Consider the following 18,590-nt stretch of genomic DNA (forward strand, 5'->3'; position numbering starts at 1 on the left):
CAATAATGTTCAAAAAACTCGTAAAATCACTGCTTATAATGGTGCTGATCTTCACAGCGCTGCTTCCCGTAATGGGCGTTTCTGCCCATTCTGAAGAGACGAATGCCGATGATTTCTCAACCCTACCGGCAGCGGAACACAGGTCCGAGAACTGGCTAATTGACAGTAGTAATCCTCAATTTTTCGGAGGAGATGCAGCCCGGCTGGTCAGAACCTCCACGGAGACTGGCTATGCCATTTACCCTTTGACTGGAGTTCAGTCGTTTACGCTTCAAGCGTATTATTTCTCTGGTTCCACGGCTGTTATCAAGTTCTACGGATCGCCAGATGCAGATATCTGGACGGAGCTTCCAGCCATCAACGACAGTCCCACCGCAACCGGTTCTGGCTGGTACGGAACAATATATACACCCTCGGGGGCGCTGCCGGATGGTGTCAATTATCTCAAAATTGAAGTCAGTGGTGACCTCGATACCTGGCTGATGCAGCTTGGGCACCTTACACTCTCCAATGTGTCGCTTGCACCACAAACGATTGTTGATGAGCTTGACGACATTGCACAGCTTTATGCACACAGTACAAATTGGTCTTTAGATACAAGCAATCCCGCTTTTTTTGGTGGAGATCATTCTCGTGCGGTGAGAACAGCAGACTCAGCAGAATCACTCGTGTACCATTTGCATAATCTGCAACATTTCACAGCCCGCATGCATTCCTTTGCCGGGTCTAGCGGGACTATCAAGTTCTATGGTTCGGCGGATGCATCCACTTGGACAGAACTTTCTGCTGTTCATGAACCTCCACAGGCCACTGGTGATGCGGCTTGGACTGGGACGAATTATACTCCGGCACAAGGGATACCTTCCGGCATTCATTATTTAAAAATCGAGCTTAGCGGTGATTCCGCACCCTGGCTGATGCAACTAGGATCGGTCACTTTATCCAACCGCTTGCCTGGAGATGGAGGGAGCAGCGGTGGAGACGGAGAATATTATGTGGATTCATTTGCAGGCAGCGACAACAACGATGGAAAAACTCCGGATTCTGCCTGGAAGACCTTCTCTGTAGTGAATCAGACTACCTTTGAAGCTGGGGATCGTATTTTGTTAAAGAAGGGTGGAATCTGGAACGAACAATTATATCCTAAGGGCAGCGGCACAGATGAAGAACCGATTACAATATCTGCCTATGGGAGTGGAAGCAAACCGATTATCAACGGTGGAGGCATGGCCGGAGCAGCTGTATACCTACGTAACGCCTCGAACTGGGTGATTCGGGATCTTGAGGTCACTAATTATGCTTCCGAGAGGGGAACTGTTTACCGGGAAGGTATTATGGTGGAGAATGCTAATGGAGGAACATTAAGTAATATCCGCATTCAGGATAACTATGTCCATGATGTATCAAGCAGTTTCCGTTATCCGACGGTTTCCGGAGCCGAAGGTGGCCCACATGCGTTTGGAGGTATCTCCGTATATGTGGGCGGAACGACGGGCACGGACAAGTTCGATGGGGTATGGATCGAGGGCAATACAGTGGAACGGATAGGCCGGACCGGTATTGTGGTATGGGATCAGCGTTTTAACGGAGCAGACTATGCTACGGTCAATGTTACGATCCGTGGAAATTATGTCAAACAAGCCGACAGCGACGGTATTCTCACCTTCGGTGCGGATGGAGCGGTGATTGAGCATAACATAGCGGAGGAAGGCGGAAATTATTCCGAAGAAGGCGAGTTTAACGGCTCTGCCGCAATTTGGCCGACTCGCGGCAAGAATAATATCGTCCAGTTCAATGAGTCTTTTAACACGAACAAACCAGAGGGAGATGGTCAAGGCTTCAATCTGGATATCGATACGATGGACAGTGTGGTTCAATATAATTACAGCCATGGCAACAAAGGCGGATTCATGCTTTTTGTCGATGCCCGTTTGACTCCAGGCGTGCTGACAGGCTCCTCTAACAATGTAGTCAGATACAACATCAGCCAGAATGATCTAACGCATACGTTTAATTTTGCAGGCGGGGTTACGCCAGATACACAAATCTATAACAATACTATCTATATCGGAGCTGGGCAAAACACCAAAATTATCGATCATGAATGGGATGACGCAGGAAATATTAACGCTCCATATTCTTTTAGGAACAATCTGGTCTACAACCTTGGTCAAGGAGGTTATAATCTGCCAGGGGTGAACGGTAGCTTCGACCATAATCTATTATATGGCAACCATCCAGTAAGCGAGCCGGAAAATACCAATCCTATCACAGCAAATCCACTCTTAGTTGCTCAGGGCACCGCCGGAATGGGCTGGAATACAGTGGACGGTTACAAGCTGAGAGAGGGGTCTCCTGCACTTGGGGCCGGTGCTGTCATTGCAGACAACGGTGGGCGGGACTACTGGGGCAATCCCGTTTCAGCAGCAACTCCACCGAATATTGGAGCTTATAATGGACCCGGACTTGATCCTGCTACGCTTCCAGAAGCCCCTGTAGATGATCTGCGACTATATTTTCAAGGTTTAAAAATTGCTCCTCATATTACAGATGGTAATAACGGCGGCATGTCGCTACAACTTCAATTTACGAACAGTTCCAGTGTGGATCCTCTGAGAATTAAAAAGATTTCCTGGACCCTAGGGGAAGAGACTGGTCAGATCAGCGGTAGTGAATCGCAATTGTCTGAAATTGCCCCAAATAGTGGATTTACTTATTCAATTCCACTGCCGGGATTCTCTGAAGGGGTTAAATATCCTCTTGAGTTGACAGTTGACCTTGAAGGTTATGAGACAGTTCACCTCAAGCAAAACATAGATATTAACCGGATGCAGCATCAGGCCGATACACGAAGTCCAGCTCTGATTGATCTTGCGGACGGAACCCCTTTGCTCAACGGATATAAGGGTGCGGATGATCTTAGTGGAACAGCGCAACTACGCTGGGATGAAGAACACATTTATTTGACCGCCGATATCCGCGATGATGTATTCAGCCATAATGCCGCCGGGATTAATATTTGGCAAAATGACAGTATTCAGTTCAGTCTTGCTCCCGGTGTACCGGGCGATAGTCAATCCTGGTATGAATACGGAATCTCGCAAACCCCAGAGGGGCCGCAAATATATCGTTGGCTGTCCATGAAAGGTGCAGCTACCGGAGTGTTGACTAAGGGAACTTTAAGTGTGACCAGAGATGAGGCGACCAAGGTTACCTCATATGCACTGGCACTACCTTGGAGCGAAATAAGCCCGATCCGTCCAGCGGCGAGCGATATCTTAAGCTTCAGCATGCTGGTTAACGATAATGATGGCGCGGGTCGAAAAGGATATATTGAATGGGGATCAGGCATTGGCGCTGCGAAGGACGCCTCACTTTTCCGCACCTTCCAGTTTATGAACGTAGAAGGTGAAGAAGAGACCCCACTGAGTGATAATGCCGATTTGAGCGTTTTGAGTATGGACGGTACAGACATCCCTGGGTTTGACCGTAAGAAACTGACCTATACAATAAATGTGCCCTTTTCCAAGACAGCGGTGGCTGTAACTGGGACACCTTCTGATGCAGAAGCCAAATTGACGGTAACGGGCGGAAGTGAGCTTAAGGTAGGAGATAACAGAATCGATGTTAAAGTTACCGCTGCGAACGGCATAACAACTAAGACCTACACTTTGAATGTAGTGCGGAGTGAAGAAGGTGGGGGAACAGATACGCCTGGCAATTCGTCCGGCAGCAATAATAGCAACACAAATGAGAGTAGTGGAGGAAAAATAGATAGTCCAGTGAATATAATTTCAGCGGGCCGTATTCGCACTCAGGGTTCACCCGGTGCTGAAGGAATAAAAATTGCACAGCTTTTCACAGGAGAACTCCAAAAAGCGATGAAGGGAGTGCAAGATGGAGCTTTAGTACTTGAGCTTGCTGAAGAGGATGCGACTGCCAGTGGTGTGGCTTTTCAAGTGCCCATTCCCGAACTAAAAGATAATGTTACTTCCCTAACTGTAAAAGCAGGTGCTGCCACAATAACACTTCCAATTAACACTTTAGGTGAGAATATTCCAGAGGGTGCCCGGCAGTTGGAGCTATCTATCCATTTTGTTGATGCGTCAACCCTTCCAGTTGCCATAAAAGAGAAATGGAAAACGCATGCTTTGTTCCGGATCTCAATGACGGTAGACGGTAAGTCCAAAGAAACATTAAGCCCTTCTGCGGCAATGAAGGTATCATTTGGATATGAATTAAACCCTGATGAAGTTCCACATCAAGCCATCGTCTACTCTGTTACCGGCGAGGGAGTGGCCGAAGTGGTCAAAAACTCCAAATACGTATCAGGTACAGGCAAAACAACGTTTACAACAAGGGATTTTGGACTCTATGCTGCAGCTAATGCAAATATCCACTTCTCTGATGTTGATTCAGGCTCCACAGTCATCTTGGAAGCTTTGGCTTCCCGTGATCTTATTCATGGCACAGGCGGGGGCAAATTCGAGCCTGCCCGGCAAATTACAAGAGCGGAATTTGTTCAGCTGTTAGTATCAGCGCTAGAACTTCAAGCCGAGAGTAGCAGTACTTTCAAAGATGTGAGTTCAAATGCTTGGTATTACCAAGCTGTCTCAACAGCTCTGGCGCTAAAGCTTGTTAACGGACGTAGCGAAGGCGTATTTGCCGCAAAAGAACCTATTTCCCGCCAAGAAATGGCTGTTATTCTGTTTCGCGCTCTGAGTTTAACTGCTCTCCAGTCGGATATCTCCGGCAAGGCAGCAACTTTTGCCGATGAGAATCAAATCGGTTCTTACGCGATGGATGCGGTTGAGTACCTGCGGGAGACAGGAATTGTCAACGGTTATACCGACGGTACCTTCAGACCACTGAGCCTGACCACACGTGCGGAAGCCGCTGCTTTAATTTACAGAGTAATGGAATTGTAAGCACCACAAAAGAGCTGGAGCCAAGTTCACTTGGCTCTAGCTCTTTTTGCTTTCGGAAATGATAGTTGGGATGGTGACGGCAGTTTCAAAATCACGATGAATCTGGCTGAGCTGGTGAACAGCAGCGGGATCACACGTAGCAAAGAAATGACCGTAGTCGTTAAGGAATAGAACAGGGACAAAAAATCACAAATTCAGGCAACCAGTCGCCGAAAAAACAGGGATGACTGGTTGCCTTTTTTGAGTTATAAACTGCATTATAAGGGAACTGGAATCTTGAATATTCCTTTAATTACTATACTTTTTCAAAGCATCTGCCATATTCAATTTATATTGATCTACTTTTTTTAAATTATCGATAGTTGCTACAACCATTTGGAAAAGATACTCAGATGTTCCTCCTAATTTTAGATTGTTACGTATTAAATTCATTACAATGTCCAAAACGATTGATGACGGAATGAGGACATCTGTAAGTCTAAACGTATGAGAAAAGGATTGTGACCCTAAAGGCCATGGTAAGTCAATCGAAAAAGAAACCGGCACTTTAATATCCAATTTGAAATTTTTCATATTTAAACCTTTTTCAAGTTGATTCTGGATCTCCCCAAAAATATAATCGTTAAAAATCTCAGAAAATTTTGTAAAAGTAAAGTCGGAAACGTCTCGGCAAAGATCCACGAGCTTACGAGGATTGAACTTGATTTCTTTCACTGTCATAACAACAGGAGGGATGATTGCTTCTTGAATTATAGCTTCGACTGCTCCTCTTAACCCTTTGAAAAATTCATCTTTTACTTTACCGGCACCGATTAGAGAAAAAATGTTAAACGTTAATATGTCAGCGGCTTTTTCAGCGATTTCCATTACCGGTTCAATCAGTTCTTTCATTAGTTTTTCTTGCATCAGCTTAGTTATGAAATCGGTAATAGTATTTAATATCTTGGCTATTTCATTTAGCCAGTGTTCGATTATGGCGAGTAGTTCATCGATCAAGGCTTGAAACAACGCTGGAATCAGTTTTAGAGCGAATTGAATCATATGATCAGTTAAATGATTTATCAATATTTTGGCTATTGCTTCTATTTCAGCCATTTGAGGCATCCACATCGGATCGCTTTGCAAATGGTTGGCGAAGTCCACGGCGTTACCTTTTATTGGAGTAAATATGTTTAGAGCATTTTCAAAAAGCTGTTCTTGTGCTTCAGGTGTCAAAGGCGCTACCATTTCCGCAATAATTTTAACAGCTGCCTCCAACGGTTTCTTTAAAATATCTTGAGCTCCAAGTGGTCCAAGAACATTTGCAGCCTGACCTGCAGCTTCGCGAAGAAGACCCTCGATTTGTTCATTAACTGAAGTCTGAATTCCGTCCATGACATGAATAACGTTTCTTCCAAGCATTGTGAGTAATACGCTGGATAATGCTTCTTGCATAGTTTTTATGTCAAAATTTTGAAATCCATTAACGATCTCTGGAATCAGAACATCAGAAGTCAGTTGTATGCAGGGAATCAGGGCTTGCTCAAACAGTATCTTAATCTCTTCCTCGCCAGCCAAAGTGTTCGAGATTGCAGTTTTTCTAGCACTTATTTCCGTATCCACATAATGATCGAAAGCTTGGTTTATGGCTCCAAGCGTTGATCTAAAAGAGTTTTCCCCTGTAGTCGAAGGAAATGAGGGACTAAATAAGAACTTCATTGCATCTTGGGCAGTTCCTGAAACGGCAGGTTTCAGAATTGCTGCTATCTCCCGAACGCTATCTACATGTTGAATGGCAATCGTCAAAGGTTTATCAAGTAGAAATGAAAGAAGATCCCCCTGGTTCAAATTTGTGTCAGACGGACGGTTCAAATCTGTATTAATTGCACTTTTGACAGCGGGAGGAGGTTGGTAAGACAATTGTGCCGTAAAAGTAGGGATGGTTGCTTTGTCTGCCGCTTCCACTGCAAGGGGGAGCAACAAAGCTGATACCCACAAAGCAGAAATACTTCGGACAAACTCCTTCTTAAGCTGCTCGTTTTGGATTAATGCTGATAATGAATCTAAACGAACAAAGATTTCATGGTTATCCGGCACTAACTGAAAAGAATTCAAACCTTTCAAGGTTTGAATGACTTCTGTGGTTTGTTCAGCTGGTAAAGAAGCAAGGCCAAGTAAACGAAGGATCTCTTCCTTAAAGAACACATTCATAGTCAAGAAGAACAACGATTGGAATTGCCCCCCAATAAATGTAAGAACGGTTTGCGCTAGTTTTTCGGTATTGCTCCCGGTACCTTCATTTAATTGTCTACTAACCTCATAGGCTGATTTCACTCCTATCCTCAGCATAGTACCGAGCATTAATGCTTGTTCCTGCTGTGAGTCAATAGCTTTATTAACAATGCCCTCAATTAAGCCGTTCCCATAACGATTGACCAGTTTTGCAGGATCGGGGAATTTAAAATTGATGCCACCTCTATAGCCACCCCCCGCAATAAATCCCATTCCCGCCTCATAGACAAATTGGAATCCAGATTCCCCTAGAGTAGCTGTCTTATGTAAATTACCAAGCATAACAAAATTGGCATACGCCATAAAACCAACCGCAAATTGGGCATACAAATAACCTTCGAGCTCTGATTCTTCTAACAATAGCTCAATCAATTCACCGGATAAACCATTTCCTGACGGTTTATTCTTCAGGATTTTCAATAACTCTTTAACGGTCATATTCATGCTTAATCCAGCCGCTACCGCCGCTTTAAGAACGGCTTGAAGTCGTCCAGCTAGCCCGGCTTCGTCGAATAGATCCAGGGGCGTTTGTATCTGTACTTGGAGAAGAAGTGAAACTTCGGCACTCCCCAATATTTTTAATTCAGCCCATTTATTTAATAAATTATTGATTTGTGCCATAGCCTGTGCGCCTAACTTATAGTTCATTCCTCTTCTCAAGCTACCCTGGCCCGCAACTAAGGTCTGTCCCTGAATATTTCCCCAGTTTTGAGTTGTTGTACTTTGTTGAAAGATCTGCTGATCTTGATTCAGTGGCAATCTAACACCTCCATATTTACGTTGTTTTAGTATTTAGTAATATGGGCTATGAACTCATTTGATAACTTTTATGGAAAAATTTGCTTGGACAAAAACGAAAACTTCTCATGAAACCTTTCATCCAATAACATTATTTCTGCTTTTCTGCTGATAGCTTGGTTTCCAAACTTAACATCAATGATAAATTCATCACTCAGCATCTGCCGATACCGGGATATAATCTCTTCTTCCATCAATTCTCCCATTGACTTCGTTTCGGCCGGGATTACAGGGATTCCAGCTTGCTCTACCAAGTGAAGATTTTGTTTGATATCTGTAGCTACTTTGCTAAGAATGCTTTCACTTATTGCTGTCTCAATATCTACCATTCCTTCATTCGTATAAAAATGCTTGTTGACTGCAGCGAGTGCAGCATGTGAAACATGAAATGCTTGAATATCTTTTTGTATTTCATAATGCATTTCAGCTGTTTCGAATATCAAAGCAAGCTCCTTAACTCTTTCGGTCGTTTGTCCATTTATTTCACCAAAATAAGTTTTGGAACCAAATTGAGCGTATAAAATATCCTCTTTAATGTCTCCACCTGCACCAGGGAAACCTGGAAGTAACCGATCACCTACGATCTCTAGCCAGGAATTATAACCAATAGTGTTGGTCAGTGTAATTATTGTTTTGCTCTGATTATTTTTGATCGCAGACAGGGCAGATTCTGCCTGATCATATCGTACAGGAACAAAGATAAAATCATAGATGTCATCATCTGCAAGCTTTTCGACCGTCTTAATGGATAGTTGCTTTATCATTCTGTTGTCGTTGTATCTCAAACCCTTCCGCTTAAGTTCATCCAGCCTTTTTCCCCGAGCCAGTAAAGTGACGTCAAACCCCGATTGTGCAAATCTAAGAGCGTATAAACTGCCAATCACACCCGCCCCAAAAATTAGAAGTCTATTTTGTTTTATGTTCACTATTATCATTCCTTCCGACTAACTAGACACTGATTGTTTAAGCAACATCTGTTTGATAAGATAATAGTATGGCAAGTTTATGCTTACAACCGTCAGTGTAAGAAAAGAGTTGCATAGACAACAAATTCCGATAATTGATGTTTTAGAAAGGGGATATTCAGATGGTACATCAAGAAGATCCGAGAGTAATACGGACTCGCCTGTTAATAAGAGAAGCTTTCAGAAATCTTTTACAGACTAAAGGATTTGATTCAATGACAATAAAAGATATCTCACAGAAAGCTACGATAAACCGGGCTACTTTTTATGCTCATTATGAAGATAAATATGCATTACTCGATGAATTTACAGAACAGTCTTTTCATCAAATGATTCCTGAACAAGTAATAAATGCACGGGAGTTTTCAGATGAAATATGTAACCAGCTGATCTTGTTGACTCATCAGTACATCGTTGATTTTTATCAGAAATGCAGAATGGATTCCAAATCCATTGCTAAGCTGGTGGATGAGAAAGTGAAAAATATGCTGCAGCAAATCATTGAAAACATATTTCTGAGAGGGGATAAATACGATATTGCAGACCGCCAACATACAAAGATCATTTCAGCAATGACAGGTTCAGCGATCTATGGCGCTGCATTTTCTTGGTTAATTGAGGGGGAGGCTGATCAGACCGATTTACTTGTGGACATTGTTCGTCCTTATGTAATGAGTGGCCTGGGACTCTTGATAAGATAGAATAGGAGCGCTTACAAGTATTACTCTCGGGACAAATCCCACGAACATTAAAATTTAATCACTTCGCCAAGATTATTAGAAAGGTGGAACCTATGGTTGATTTTGACTGGTCATTTTGGGAGACGGTATTACTATATTTCATGCTCATTTTTTTCGAATCACCAGTAGGTATAATTATCGTAATTATTTTTGTTATTATTTTTATTATGTTTATAGTTGATAAAATCAAGAGAAAAAGAACAAAGAAAAAACAATGATTAACTTAGCTTTGATATCCATGATTTATAAGTGAAAATTTAAATAAAAAGGATCATATTGTACATATCGCACATATTTAATCAGTCATCAAATCCTTAATTGCAAATAACCAAAAAAAATAACGCTTCGGACCATTCCGAAGCGTTATTTTTTGTATGCGCAAGTTATGTTTCGTCATCTACCGCATGCCTAAATCAAGAAAATAATAATTTTCAAATTAACTATTTTAAATTTTATGAAAATGATATAAGATAGTGTAATAAATGAAACGATACGTATCGTTCTATAATTACATCCTTTTAATAACTTAAATAACATCTAGGAGGTGAAATGAATATGAACGTGAAAAACAAAGAACCTCGAAGTAAAAAAGAGATTCTTACTGCAACACTTGAAATGTTAGAATCCAACAGTTATTCATCTTTAACGATTGAGGCGATTGCAGCACAAGCTGGAGTAGGCAAAACAACCATCTATAGATGGTGGGAAAATAAAGCGCGTCTTGTACTGGACGCTTTTCTAATGACCGTAGAATCAGAGTTTGAATTTGATAGTAATAAATCCATTCAGGATAACTTCAAACAACAGCTTGAAGCTTTAGCTCGTATCCTCAATAGCAAAATCGGGAAATCCACTTTGACTATAGTTACAGAGAGCGAAGAAATCGCGAAAGATTTTTACGTATTGTTTTTAATGACAAAAAGAAATGAAGCCAAACAATTACTCCAAGCAGCCATAGATAAGGGAGAATTGAAACCAGCAATCAATCTGGATATAACTTTAGATCTGCTTTATGGTCCCATATACTTTCAAATTCTCATCTATAAACAAATTCCGGATGCGGATTACATAAACGATTTGTTGATCCATGTCTTGGAAGGCATCACTGTTGCAAATTAATAGTAAACCGGGGGATATTTACTTTATGAATCAGACGATAGACGTTCAGAATTACAATAAGAACTATTCATTAATGACGATTATTTTATTTTGGTGTGGATTAGTTATTTTAACTAGCATGTATATTACAATTCCATTATCCGAAGTATTTTCACATGCCTTTCAGATTAGCTCGAGTGAGGCGGCTTGGATTGGGAGTTCATTTTCTCTTTGTTATGCTCTGGGCTGTCTTTTGTATGGACCTTTTTCAGACAGATATGGACGTAAAGTATTTTTAGTAGCCAGCATTATTGGGTTAACCGTAGTTACGCTTGCATTAGGATTTGTGGATAGTTTTTACGGGCTTATTATGCTCAGAGGAGTGCAAGGCCTAGTGGCTGCTGCTTTTGCACCTATTGCGCTAGTGTATGCAGGGGAGATGTTCCCGCCTCATAAAAGACTAACAGCCGTTGGATTTATAAGCTCAGGACTGTTAATGGCAGGTATAGTAGGCCAGGTTTTTAGTGGGATTGTTAACGAAGCTCTTGGCTGGCGTGCTATTTTCTTTATTTTGGGAATTGTGTATGGTATTACTTCAGTGATAGTAATGAGGTTCCTTCCTAAAGATGAAATGCTAAGACCGAAAGAAAATGTTCTGCGGAAGTTTAAACAAATGACAATTCTGCTAAAACAATCACAATTGCTTTTGGCTTTTGCGATAACCTTTATGCTTCTATTAACTTTAGTTGGCATGTACACCGTTTTGGGAAGTTATTTAAGCTCAGCTAAGTTTGGTCTTTCCTCACAGGATATCCTTTATATTCGTGCATTTGGAATCGCGGGGATGCTTTTATCACCCTTTTCCGGAAGAATTGCTCAAAAACTTGGAATGGCCGCTGTTCTAAGGGGCGGCTTAGCTTTAGCTGCAATTGGGTTGCTTGCTCTAGGTTTTAGTACGAACCTGCCACTTCTTGTCCTAATGAGCGTTGTATTTGTGGCTGGTATCGCGCTGGTAACTCCCGTTATCATCTCAATCGTCAGTCAATTAGGGGGAAATGCAAGAGGGTCTGCGATTTCATTCAATGCATTTATTCTATTCCTAGGCGCTAGCACAGGCCCGATATTAGCTTTAAAATTACTAAAAACAGAAAATTATTCGTTATCCTTTACTATATTAGGTTCTATTCTTTTATTAGGTTTTTTAATCTCTCTTTTTCTTAGATTATCGGCTAGGGTTCCAGTAGTGAAAAATGAACGGGCTGCTACTTTACCCACAGAGTGATAGGAATGAATAAAGAAACGGAGATTTGCATTGTTGGTGGTGGACCTTCTGGTCTCTTTCTAGGGCTGCTGTTAGCCAAAAACGGAATTAGAGTTACCGTACTGGAAAGTCAAACAAGCTTTAATCGCAAGTTCAGAGGAGAAGTTCTTCAGCCTCGATTTGTAAGGCTCATGAAAGAGTTGAATCTGGAACAGCGTCTTGAAAAGTATGAGCATATAAAATTATTTAATGCTGAAATATGGAATAATAAGAAATATATCACTCAAATTGATTATGAAAAAGAAATGCCGGAGGGACCTTACGCAATTAAAATAAAACAATCCGTCCTGTTAACTTTTCTTTATGATCTGGCAAAGGATTATAGTAATTTTGAGCTCATTTTTAACGCAAAGGTCACTTCAACTATTAAAAGTGCAAATCGAACAGTCGGAGTAAACGCCTTAGTAGATGGACAAATGACTGCGATCCATGCTTCTTTAGTAGTCGGAGCGGATGGACGGATGTCGACGGTTAGGAAGACAAGCGATTTTTCTTTTAAGTATAAAAAAGAAGATTTTGATTTAATCTGGTGCAAAATATCGACTAATGAGTTCAAGCTAAATCAAAAACTCCTTTTCAGATTGTCTGATTTTAGTAACTTCATAGGGCTTCCTTATTCCTCTGATTGTGTGCAGATAGGTTTTACAATGAGGAAAGACCAATGGAATTCCATAAAAAGCAAAGGCATCGAACCATTAAAGCTTGAATTCATAAAGGCCTTTCCTGAGCTTAAAGAAGACATTGAAAAGATCATTGATTTCAAATCGTTTGTTTCTATCCAATCAGAGACTTTCATGGTGGACAATTGGCATAATAAGGGTTGTATTCTAATCGGTGATTCTGCACATTGTTCCTCACCACTCGGAGCTATCGGATTGTCCTTGGCTTTTGAAACAGCGCTGGTCGCTGCTGAACTTATTGTTGCATCAAAATTAGAGCCAAATCATGAATACAAGTGTTTAGATCGTTTGCAGCCCATTCGTAATCGGGAAATTCGTTTTGTGCATTTTGCTCAACAGTTGATAATCAGCATGACCGTTAAATCCCCTAAAGGGGTTAAAAAATTCTCGCTAGCCTGCATGAAACTGATGGGAAATAGCAGGATCGCAAGATATTTAATGCGGAGATTCTTTTTGGGGAGTCCTAAAATAACGGTTGATAATGCCTTCAAATTTTAACGCAACCTCATTCCTAAGTAGAGTTCATTGGGAATGAGGTTATTTTAATTTGCTGAAACGCAAAGAATTTGTATAGAAAACGCTTTCTATCCATTGTAAAATACAGGTTGAGGTGTAATTACAAAACAAGGATGGAAATCCCATGCGGATCAAATTTAATATTTTTCAGAAAATGTTAGTGTTGTTGCTGATTCTGCTAACTCCGGTCGTGGCGCTGTACTATTATTCTACCTCTAAGAGCATCAACGTCATACAGGAGGAGCTTATCAAAGCCAGCCTGAACCGGATGGAGCTTTTCGTGGCACAACTGGATGCCAGCATTGAGAAGTTCGACTTAGTCTCCGCACCTATGCTCGTTGACACGAACGTGCTGGAATACCTTTACAACCTCAACATGAGCGATTATTCCCTAATGAAGACAAGGCTGCTGATCCAAGAGAAGCTGTCACTGGCCAGCGCATCGGGCAACTGGCGCAATGACGTGACCGTCTATTTCCCGCAACGAGACGATAGTATTTCTTCTTCCCCCTCCTATGAATATGACCTTAAAGAGTTTGATAGCCGATTTTCGCTAGGGTGGAGCTACAGCGAAGATTTGGAGATTGGCTCCGGTTTTACTCGAACTTATGTCACTACGGGTTACAAACCAGCCCGTCCGGACGATCTGGATGTTGCCGTTCGCATTAACCTCTACAAGTGGAGCTTTGAAAATTTGCTTGATACCTACAAATCTGGTCACTCTGACAACCCGTTTTTTTACAAAGAAGGACATGCCATCATCGCCAGCCGATCCGCAGATGGGCCCAAGATGGACCAAATTATCGCGGAATTAGGCGACAGGATCAATAGCCGGGATTCAAGTTTTTTAATTCATTCCTTCGACGACAGGCCTTATCTGATTACCTATTATTATTCCAATATTCTTGAGTGGCATCTCGTCGATTCTGTTCCACTTAACCAGATTATCGGACCTATCAAGCAACAGAGGTTATTATTTGGAGCTTCTTCGATTATTTTGCTCCTATCCTGTATTACCGCCGCGTCTGCTTTGTACTGGAACGTACATCGACCTATCTTCCAACTTGTGCGTGCGGTGCAGCGGATTAAGGAGGGCGATTACGCGTACCGGCTACCGAAGAAATCAAACAATGAATTCACGTTCCTGATGCAGAACTTTAACGAGATGGCGACGCAGATCCAAGATCTCATCGAGAATGTCCTACAATCGCGTATCCTTGCGCGCGATGCCACGCTAAAACAGCTACAAGCACAGATCCATCCTCATTTTCTGTACAATTGTTTGGGTTTCATCATTAATATGACCAAAATGGGAAAGAATCGGGCAGTTATAGACATGGCGTATCATCTGGCCGACTATTACCGGTATACGACGCGAATGGATAATCAAGGAGTCAGCCTGGGTGAAGAACTGGCGTTCGTGCGCATTCACCTCGAGATTCTACGGCTTCGCAATGAGACACTGTCCTACAGCATCGAACTGCCTGAAGAGTTGGCGGAGCTGCGAATTCCCCGGCTTCTTATCCAACCAATCGTGGAGAATGCGATCGTGCATGGACTTGAGAACGTCGAATATCCAGGCCGGGTTGAAATTAGAGTTTACGTCAATGAAGACCAATTGCACTTGGAAGTGGAGGATAACGGAAAAGGATTAAATAAAGAACGGATGGACCAACTGCAAATGGAGCTTCATATTCCGGCCAGCGAATATGCAGGCTGCGGTCTTTGGAACGTATATCAAAGACTGCAAGGCAACTTCGGTTCAGACGCTCAAATTGAGTTTTGCCCGTCCAGACTGGGTGGTCTAAACGTGAGGCTGATTTGGAGACAGGGGATGAAAGAAGAAACGAAGGAGGAAGAGCATTGAATAGCCTGCTTGTAGTTGATGACGAGAAACATTATGCGGACAGTCTGGCAGATACGATTCCATGGGAGACACTTGGTATCTCCCGCGTTTGGAAGGCTTACAGCGCGAGCGAGGCACTTGCTCTGATAGACTCCTTCCCCATTGACATCCTTATGACGGATATCCGTATGCCACGCATGAACGGCTTGGAACTGATCGAACAGGCCAGGCTTCGTATTCCAGGGCTGAAGTGCCTGCTGCTCACAGGTTATGCGGACTTCGATTACGCCCGAAAAGCGATTGAGCTGCAAGCGCTCGATTACCTGATGAAGCCCGCGAAGGACGAGCAGCTACTTACGGCAATGGGCCGGATCATTAAGCAGCTTGAGCAGGAGCGATCAATCGAACAGGGCTTCCGTATCTACCGAGACAATAGTGCAGAACTGAAAGCAGGGTTGTTGCTCAAAGTGCTCAGCGGAAATCTGAATGGCAAGGCGCTTGCGGAGAAGTTAAAGCTGTTTGACCTCCCTCTTCCAATACCAGGTCATGTCTCGATGTGCCTTGTCCGGTTGGGTTCCCCTTTCGACGGACAAGATCTCTATTCGCAGTCACTGATCCGGTTCGCGGTAACAAACATGCTGGAAGAATTGCTGATGGACCGCTATGACTGCTGGTCGGCTGCGGATGATGAAGGAAACCTGCTCGCTCTGGTATACGACCTATCAGGAGCACCACCCGAACCGGAATGGGTGCTTGAGCGGATAGAGCGATTAAAGCAAGAAGTACAGCGTTTGCTTAAAGGTGAAATTTCTGTAGGAGAAACCGACTGTCTATTCCCGGAAGAACTGCAAGCTAGTTATATGACAGCTAAATCACGATTGGATAGTGACAGTTTTTCGGATGGGCAGGTGCCAGAGCGGAATGAAGAGGAAGCGCGTCTTATGCGCAAGCTCTATGAAACGCCTCTGCTGACACATCTTTTGGAAACGGAGCAATGGGAAGCGGCGGAAGCTAAGATCCGAGCGTTCGTGTCACCGCTTATGCATACGGGTTCACCTTACCTCATGCGCGACGTCTTTTTCTTTCTCTCCAATGCCTTCCAGTATATCGCGAATCGCAGTGGCAGGACGCTGGCCCAAATGCTCACTCCTGAGCAATCGGCTTTCGTAAAAGGAAAAGCAATGCTGCACGCGTCGCAGCTGGAAAGCTGGGCGCTCGACTTACTACGCACACTTCGCGATAAGCTAGGGGAGGAGACCGAGGACCACAGCCAGGTGATCGTCCGGAAGACGCAACTCTACATCCAGAAGGAGCTGGACAAGGACTTGTCACTTACTTTGCTGGCCAAACGCGTCTTCGTACATCCTAACCATCTGTCAAAAATCTTTAAGCAGTGTACAGGCACTACCGTATCCCAATATATTTACGAGCAGCGTATGCTCAAAGCCTGCGAGATGCTCAAGCATACAAATAATAAAATCTACCATATTGGTGAAAGCATTGGCTATCCCAATACTAACTGGTTTATTCGGAAATTCCGTGACTATTATCAGGTGACGCCGCAGGAATTCAGGGACAGATACCGATTGGGAATGGAGGGATTGGGCCGGTGAAGAAGCAAAAAAGAAAGGCCATCTTTCTATGGGCAGTTCTGAGCGGAGTGCTGCTAGTTTCCGGCTGTTTAAGTAGCACAGGGAAAACGGCACAGAACAGTACATCCAATGGGGAAAAGAAGCCGGTATGGGACTTTAAATACGATCCGCCTATAACGATCACAACAGGAATCGTAGACGAGAATCGGCCTAACGCATTCAAGCCAGATGAAAGCCTTACAGACAACGTGCATACCCGCTGGATGGAAGATAATCTGGGAATCGTCACGAAGTTTGATTGGATTGTCAGCAAGTTCGAAGATGCAGATACCAAAATTCGGCTCGCGCTGGCTGTGAATGGCAAGCTGCCGGACACCCTTAGCGCTGAAGGAGACATCCTGAAGTATCTGCTCAAAGCCGACAAGTTGCTTCCGCTGGATGATGCCATCGAGAAGTATGCTCATCCTAAGCTAAAAGAAGCGCTGGAGAAGTACGCTTATACCATGGCAGAAGTGACCAAAGACGGCAAGATATATGGACTTCCCCGTTTTAGTGCAGGAGATGAGGGAACGGTCATGTGGATCCGTAAGGATTGGCTTGAGAAACTGTCGTTGAACCCGCCTACGACGATAAGTGAGTTGGAGAACGTGCTGAAGGCATTTTCTGAACAAGATCCTAATGGGAATGGCGAAGATGACGAAGTTGGTCTAGCGGTTCCGCTGAAGGAAGGTCCCTGGAGCTGGATGGGGCAGACAGATGCGATTGCCGGAGCTTTTTCAAGGCAGATGATTAGCACGTCTGACATCAAACTGTTCTGGAATGAAGACGAGAAGGGCAGCTTGATCTTTGGCGCCGTACACCCGGATGCTAAGAAATACCTGGAAACGATGGCATCCTGGATGGCGAAGGGCTATATGGACAGGGATGCAGGCATGCAGGACCCGAGCCAAGCGTCCGAACTGGCGGTTAACGGAATGGCCGGTGTCATGTTCGGCCCGTTTTGGATGGGAGCCTGGCCGCTCGGCGATACAGTGAAGGTCGATCCCGAAGCGGCTTGGCAGGCTTACCCCCTTCCTGCCGGACCAGATGGGTTAAAGGGCAAGGCACAAAAGCCGTTGTACGGTATCTACACGGTGTTCAGCAAGGATTTCACGAATATGGAAGCCTGGTTCGCTTATTATAACAAGTTGCTTGCCAAAAATTTCGGCCCGGATGACCCGTACTTCGATCCCCGATTCGCACAAGGGTTTCACGAAGGTTACGATTATGTGATCATGAACGACAAGGTCATTACTGTCAATTTCGCCACTGAAGGCGTGCCAAATGATAAGTGGCCGCTTGCGGACGGGTCTTCAATGGATATGCGCTGGATGCTCTATCCGCTGACAGGTGGCGCTCCAGCCTTGCCTTATATGAATGCGGATGCAATCAGAAAATTATCTGAAAATTCGGAAGCCATAGTGACGACGCCGATCGAACAAGCTATTAAAGGTTTAAATTCAGCTCAACTTACGGCGGCTGGGGTGGCGATTGCCGAGCAGGGACTCGAAATCCCAAACCGATACCACGGACCTTTAACGGACGGGATGGAGAAACACGGAGTGTTCCTGCAGAAACTCGCAACGGAGAGTTATCTGAGCATCATTTATGGCGAGAAGCCGATCTCCTACTTTGATGAGTTCGTAGCCCAATTTTACAAGAATGGCGGCGACGTAATCACGAGAGAAGTAAATAATTGGTACATGGAAAACAAGCCATAATATTGTGGCTTGTTTTCTTCTATGTTCCTTTATTTCTTCTATATAACAGGATTAACTTCGTGAATTAAAATGATT

General features: G+C 43.5%; 11 protein-coding genes. 9 read left to right on the forward strand and 2 right to left on the reverse strand.

Features of this window, described 5'->3' with window-relative positions:
* Positions 1-5 precede the first annotated feature (5 nt).
* Positions 6-4,928, forward strand: a complete 4,923-nt coding sequence (locus tag MHB56_RS29340; protein WP_341144338.1) for an S-layer homology domain-containing protein — start codon at positions 6-8, stop codon at positions 4,926-4,928.
* A 30-nt stretch (positions 4,929-4,958) separates the two neighbouring features.
* Positions 4,959-5,099: a hypothetical protein gene (locus tag MHB56_RS29345; protein WP_248548295.1), complete on the forward strand. Its 141-nt coding sequence runs from the start codon at positions 4,959-4,961 to the stop codon at positions 5,097-5,099.
* Positions 5,100-5,216: 117 nt separating this feature from the next.
* Here MHB56_RS29345 and MHB56_RS29350 read toward each other — a convergent pair whose 3' ends face one another.
* Complete coding sequence (locus MHB56_RS29350) at positions 5,217-7,958, reverse strand: hypothetical protein (RefSeq protein WP_341144339.1); 2,742 nt, start codon at positions 7,956-7,958, stop codon at positions 5,217-5,219.
* Positions 7,959-8,026: 68 nt separating this feature from the next.
* Entirely contained in the window at positions 8,027-8,923 is an 897-nt protein-coding gene (locus MHB56_RS29355) for a ketopantoate reductase family protein (protein ID WP_341144340.1), read from the reverse strand.
* 161 nt (positions 8,924-9,084) lie between these two features.
* Between MHB56_RS29355 and MHB56_RS29360 the strand changes: the two genes are divergently transcribed.
* The 7 genes from MHB56_RS29360 (at position 9,085) to MHB56_RS29390 (ending at position 18,515) form a co-directional block, all read left to right on the forward strand.
* Positions 9,085-9,663 carry a TetR/AcrR family transcriptional regulator gene (locus MHB56_RS29360; RefSeq protein WP_076278503.1) on the forward strand — a complete coding sequence of 193 codons (579 nt, stop codon included), beginning with the start codon at positions 9,085-9,087 and terminating at the stop codon, positions 9,661-9,663.
* Positions 9,664-10,257: 594 nt separating this feature from the next.
* Entirely contained in the window at positions 10,258-10,821 is a 564-nt protein-coding gene (locus tag MHB56_RS29365; protein ID WP_076306557.1) for a TetR/AcrR family transcriptional regulator, read from the forward strand.
* A 25-nt stretch (positions 10,822-10,846) separates the two neighbouring features.
* Positions 10,847-12,082 (forward strand): MFS transporter, encoded by a 1,236-nt coding sequence (locus MHB56_RS29370; RefSeq protein ID WP_076184990.1) that lies wholly within the window; start codon positions 10,847-10,849, stop codon positions 12,080-12,082.
* A 5-nt stretch (positions 12,083-12,087) separates the two neighbouring features.
* The gene (locus tag MHB56_RS29375; protein WP_341144341.1) at positions 12,088-13,299 is read left to right on the forward strand and encodes an FAD-dependent monooxygenase; all 1,212 of its coding nucleotides are present in this window, start codon (positions 12,088-12,090) and stop codon (positions 13,297-13,299) included.
* A 142-nt stretch (positions 13,300-13,441) separates the two neighbouring features.
* Entirely contained in the window at positions 13,442-15,184 is a 1,743-nt protein-coding gene (locus tag MHB56_RS29380; RefSeq protein WP_076130600.1) for a sensor histidine kinase, read from the forward strand.
* Complete coding sequence (locus tag MHB56_RS29385; protein ID WP_341144342.1) at positions 15,181-16,776, forward strand: response regulator; 1,596 nt, start codon at positions 15,181-15,183, stop codon at positions 16,774-16,776. The genes MHB56_RS29380 and MHB56_RS29385 overlap by 4 nt, the downstream gene beginning before the upstream one ends.
* Complete coding sequence (locus MHB56_RS29390) at positions 16,773-18,515, forward strand: extracellular solute-binding protein (RefSeq protein ID WP_076130602.1); 1,743 nt, start codon at positions 16,773-16,775, stop codon at positions 18,513-18,515. Before MHB56_RS29385 ends, MHB56_RS29390 begins: the two co-directional genes overlap by 4 nt.
* The last annotated feature ends 75 nt before the right edge of the window (positions 18,516-18,590 follow it).

The sequence above is a fragment of the Paenibacillus sp. FSL H8-0315 genome (assembly GCF_038005365.1).
GTDB lineage: Bacteria > Bacillota > Bacilli > Paenibacillales > Paenibacillaceae > Paenibacillus_AQ > Paenibacillus_AQ odorifer.

What these genes read in the sequence shown, in the direction of transcription:
- MHB56_RS29340 (WP_341144338.1), top strand. Translation starts at nt 6, where the DNA reads ATGTTCAAAAAACTCGTAAAATCACTGCTTATAATGGTGCTGATCTTC.
- MHB56_RS29360 (WP_076278503.1), top strand. Translation starts at nt 9,085, where the DNA reads ATGGTACATCAAGAAGATCCGAGAGTAATACGGACTCGCCTGTTAATA.
- MHB56_RS29365 (WP_076306557.1), top strand. Translation starts at nt 10,258, where the DNA reads ATGAACGTGAAAAACAAAGAACCTCGAAGTAAAAAAGAGATTCTTACT.
- MHB56_RS29370 (WP_076184990.1), top strand. Translation starts at nt 10,847, where the DNA reads ATGAATCAGACGATAGACGTTCAGAATTACAATAAGAACTATTCATTA.
- MHB56_RS29375 (WP_341144341.1), top strand. Translation starts at nt 12,088, where the DNA reads ATGAATAAAGAAACGGAGATTTGCATTGTTGGTGGTGGACCTTCTGGT.
- MHB56_RS29380 (WP_076130600.1), top strand. Translation starts at nt 13,442, where the DNA reads ATGCGGATCAAATTTAATATTTTTCAGAAAATGTTAGTGTTGTTGCTG.